This is a genomic window from Xanthomonas sp. SHU 199 (assembly GCF_000364665.1).
GTDB classification, from domain to species: Bacteria; Pseudomonadota; Gammaproteobacteria; order Xanthomonadales; family Xanthomonadaceae; genus Xanthomonas_A; species Xanthomonas_A sontii.
Genome location: NZ_AQOI01000825.1, coordinates 1 through 3,390, shown reverse-complemented (window position 1 = coordinate 3,390; position 3,390 = coordinate 1). Strand labels below are relative to the sequence as shown.

At 71.4% G+C, this 3,390-nt stretch carries 6 protein-coding genes; all 6 read left to right on the top strand.

The annotated features are described in order from the left end of the window. The first annotated feature begins 73 nt into the window (after window positions 1-73). From D183_RS28280 to D183_RS0122610, 6 genes are read left to right on the top strand one after another with little or no spacing between them, the layout of a single operon-like run. Window positions 74-121, top strand: a complete 48-nt coding sequence (locus D183_RS28280) for an HvfA family oxazolone/thioamide-modified RiPP metallophore (RefSeq protein WP_430543327.1) — start codon at window positions 74-76, stop codon at window positions 119-121. Further along, complete coding sequence (locus D183_RS0122630) at window positions 108-974, top strand: HvfB family MNIO-type RiPP peptide maturase (protein WP_017911009.1); 867 nt, start codon at window positions 108-110, stop codon at window positions 972-974. The genes D183_RS28280 and D183_RS0122630 overlap by 14 nt, the downstream gene beginning before the upstream one ends. Beyond that, the gene (locus tag D183_RS0122625) at window positions 971-1,717 is read left to right on the top strand and encodes an HvfC family RiPP maturation protein (protein ID WP_017911008.1); all 747 of its coding nucleotides are present in this window, start codon (window positions 971-973) and stop codon (window positions 1,715-1,717) included. Before D183_RS0122630 ends, D183_RS0122625 begins: the two co-directional genes overlap by 4 nt. A 41-nt stretch (window positions 1,718-1,758) precedes the next feature. Further along, window positions 1,759-2,412, top strand: coding sequence for a ribonuclease T (rnt, locus tag D183_RS0122620; RefSeq protein ID WP_017911007.1), 654 nt, complete (start codon window positions 1,759-1,761; stop codon window positions 2,410-2,412). Window positions 2,413-2,457: 45 nt separating this feature from the next. Beyond that, window positions 2,458-2,790, top strand: coding sequence for a low molecular weight protein tyrosine phosphatase family protein (locus D183_RS0122615; RefSeq protein WP_017911006.1), 333 nt, complete (start codon window positions 2,458-2,460; stop codon window positions 2,788-2,790). A 60-nt stretch (window positions 2,791-2,850) separates the two neighbouring features. Further along, window positions 2,851-3,279: a hypothetical protein gene (locus tag D183_RS0122610; RefSeq protein ID WP_017911005.1), complete on the top strand. Its 429-nt coding sequence runs from the start codon at window positions 2,851-2,853 to the stop codon at window positions 3,277-3,279. Window positions 3,280-3,390 lie beyond the last annotated feature (111 nt).

Sequence of the window (3,390 nt, the reverse complement as noted above, 5' to 3'; positions counted from 1 at the left end):
GGCGGCGCCGCCGGCCAAGCCCGCGGCGGCCGGGAGCGCCGCCACGCCCCAGGCCAAGCACGACGACAAGGCCATGGCCGAAGGCAAGTGCGGCGAGGGCAAATGCGGTGGCAGCCTCTGAACCACCCCGGTACGACGCCCGGCCGCTGGCCGCGGCCAGCGCCGGCCTCGGGCTGCGCCGCGGCCTGCTGCAGGACCTGCTGCAGGCGCCGACGGATGCGTTCGACTTCCTCGAATGCGCACCGGACAACTGGATCGGCGTCGGCGGCCGCCCCGGCCAATTGCTGCAGACGCTGAGCGCGCGGCATCCGCTCAGTTGCCACGGCCTGTCGCTGTCGCTGGGCGGCGTGGCGGCGCTGGATACCACCCTGCTGCAGCAGACCCGGCAGTTCCTCGACCGGCACCGGGTCGCGCTGTACAGCGAACACCTCAGCTACAGCGCCGACGACGGCCACCTCTACGAACTGCTGCCGCTGCCGTTCACCGACGAAGCGGTGCGCCACGTCGGCGCGCGCATCGCCCAGGTGCAGGACGCGCTGGGCCGGCGCATCGCGGTGGAGAACGTCTCCTACTACGCCACACCTAGCCAGGCGATGAGCGAAGCCGCCTTCGTGACTGCGGTGCTGGCGGAGGCCGACTGCGACCTGCTGCTGGACGTCAACAACGTGCACGTCAACGCCAGCAACCACGGCGACGACGCGCTGGCCTTCCTCGCCGCCCTGCCGAGCGCACGCATCGCCTCGTACCACGTCGCCGGCCACCGCGACGACCAAGCCAGCGGGCTGAAGATCGACACCCACGCCGCGCCGGTGGCCGACCCGGTCTGGACCCTGCTCGCCGCCGCCTACCGCCTGCACGGCGTGCGTCCCACTGTGCTCGAGCGCGACGGCCAGTTCCCGCCGCTGGGCGAGCTGCTGGACGAAGTGCAGTGCATCCGCGCCGCGCAGGCGCATGCGCCGTCGCCCGACGCATGAGCGAGACGCTGCGCGCGCAGCAGTTCGCGCTGACCCTGCATCTGCGCGATCCGCAGCGACACCCGCCGCCGGCCGATATCCCACCGCAGCGCCTGGCGGTGTACCGCGCCCTGTTCTTCGACAATCTGGCGCAGCTGCTGAGCGGCCAGTTCCCGGTGCTGCGCGCCACCCTCGGCGACGCCGACTGGACGGCGCTGCTGCGTGCGTTCTGCGCCGAGCACCGCGCCCGCACCCCGCTGTTCCCGCGTCTGGGCGAGGAGCTGGTGGCGTTCCTGGCGCAGCGCGCGCCCGATCCGCGACGCCCCTGGATGGCCGAACTGGCACACTACGAGACCGTGGAACTGCAAGTGCAGATCGACGATGCGGCGCTGCCGCCGCACGATCCGCGCGGCGACCTGCTCGACGGCATCCCGCTGCTGTCGCCGTGGCTGCGCCTGTTGCGCTACCGCTGGCCGGTGCAGCGCATCGGCCCGGCCTGGCAGCCGGACACGGCGCCGGCGCAGCCGACCTGTCTGCTGGCGCGGCGCGAGGCCGACGGCCAGGTGCGCTTCGCCGAACTGGCACCGCTGGCCTACGCCGTGCTGGCAGCGCTGCAGCCAGGCACGCGCAGCGGACGCGCACTGCTGCTGGATCTGGCCGCCGCGCACGGCCTTGCGCCTGCCGCTCTGCTGGACGAGGGCGCGGCCCTGCTGGAACGGCTGCGCGCGCAGGGCAGCGTGCTCGGCACGCGTTTGCCCGAGTGACGCCGCGGCGGCCGGCGGCCGCGCTCTGCTAACCTTGGCGGATGAACGATTCGGTCGACAGTCCCTCGCAACCCCTGGTCATCACCCCGATGTCGCGGCGTTTCCGCGGCTATCTGCCCGTGGTGGTGGACGTGGAAACCGGCGGTTTCGACTGGAACAAGCATGCGCTGCTGGAGATCGCGGTGGTGCCGATCGAAATGGACGATTTCGGCCAGCTGTATCCCGGCGTCACCGCCAGCGCGCACGTGGTGCCGGCGCCCGGCACATTGATCGATCCGAAGTCGCTGGAAGTCACCGGCATCGTCCTGGATCACCCGTTTCGCTTCGCCAAGCCCGAACGCGAGGCGCTGGACCACGTGTTCGCGCCGGTGCGCGCGGCGGTGAAGAAGTACGGGTGCCAGCGCGCCATCCTGGTCGGCCACAACGCCCATTTCGACCTCAACTTCCTCAACGCCACGGTCGCCCGCTGCGGCCACAAGCGCAATCCGTTCCACCCCTTCAGCGTGTTCGACACCGTCACCCTGGCCGGCATCGCCTACGGCCAGACCGTGCTGGCGCGCGCGGTGCAGGCCGCCGGCTTCGACTGGAACGCCGCCGACGCGCACAGCGCGGTCTACGACACCGAGCAGACCGCGCGCCTGTTCTGCAAGATCGCCAACGCCTGGCCGGCGCCGCCGGTCGGCGCAGCGCCATAGCCGCGGCATGGATTGCAAGGCACGCGCGCGCCGCCAGCCGCTCGCATGACCCGCCACCTGCTGTTCGTGTGCAGCCGCAACCGGCTGCGCAGCCCCACCGCCGAACAGGTGTTCGCCACCTGGCCCGGCGTGGACACCGCCTCGGCCGGCGTCGACCACGACGCGGACACCCCAATCACCCCGGAACTGCTGGAGTGGGCGGACATCGTCTTCGTCATGGAACCGGCGCATCGCAACAAGCTGTCGCGCCGGTTCAAGCGCCATCTCGGCCGCGCACGCATCGTCTGCCTCGACATCCCCGACGACTTCGCCTACATGGATCCGGCGCTGGTGCAGCTGCTGACCGCGAAGGTGTCGCGGCACCTGCCCGCGCGCTGATCCTGTGCTCGCCCGCCGCACCCAGCGCGCAGACGCCCCCCACGAACGATCACCCTTCCAGTGAACAAGACCGACGCCCTGACCTTCCTGCGCGCGCAGCAACCGCTGCCCGACGACGACCAGCTCACCCAGGACCTGATCGACGCCTATGACGCGGCGCGACGCCTATTCCTCGCCGCTCCGGACCACGCCGCGCTGCCGCTGTTCCTGCGCTCCTTCGGCAAGGGCGACGGCTGGGGCGTCTATCCGCTGGTCGAAGACCTGTTCCATGCCTGCAGCCGCGGCGAGGCCATCGTCGCAATCCGGGAGGCGCTGGAAGATCCCCTGCTGTCCGACGGCAGCCGCTACTGGGTCACCCAGCTGGCCGCCGCCTTCGCGGATCCGACCATGCGCACCGGGCTGGCCCTGTCGTTGCGCTCGGAATCTGCGGATACCCGCGAGGCGGCGCAGGTGGCACTGGAGAGAGTGGACGACCAGGACGCGCACTGAAACGCTCGCGTCAACGCTGCACGCCGCCGCCAAGGGCAGCGCCCAACGACAGGCCGCCCGCGTTTCTCAGCCCACGCACACCCGATCACGCCCCATGCCCTTGGCCCGGTA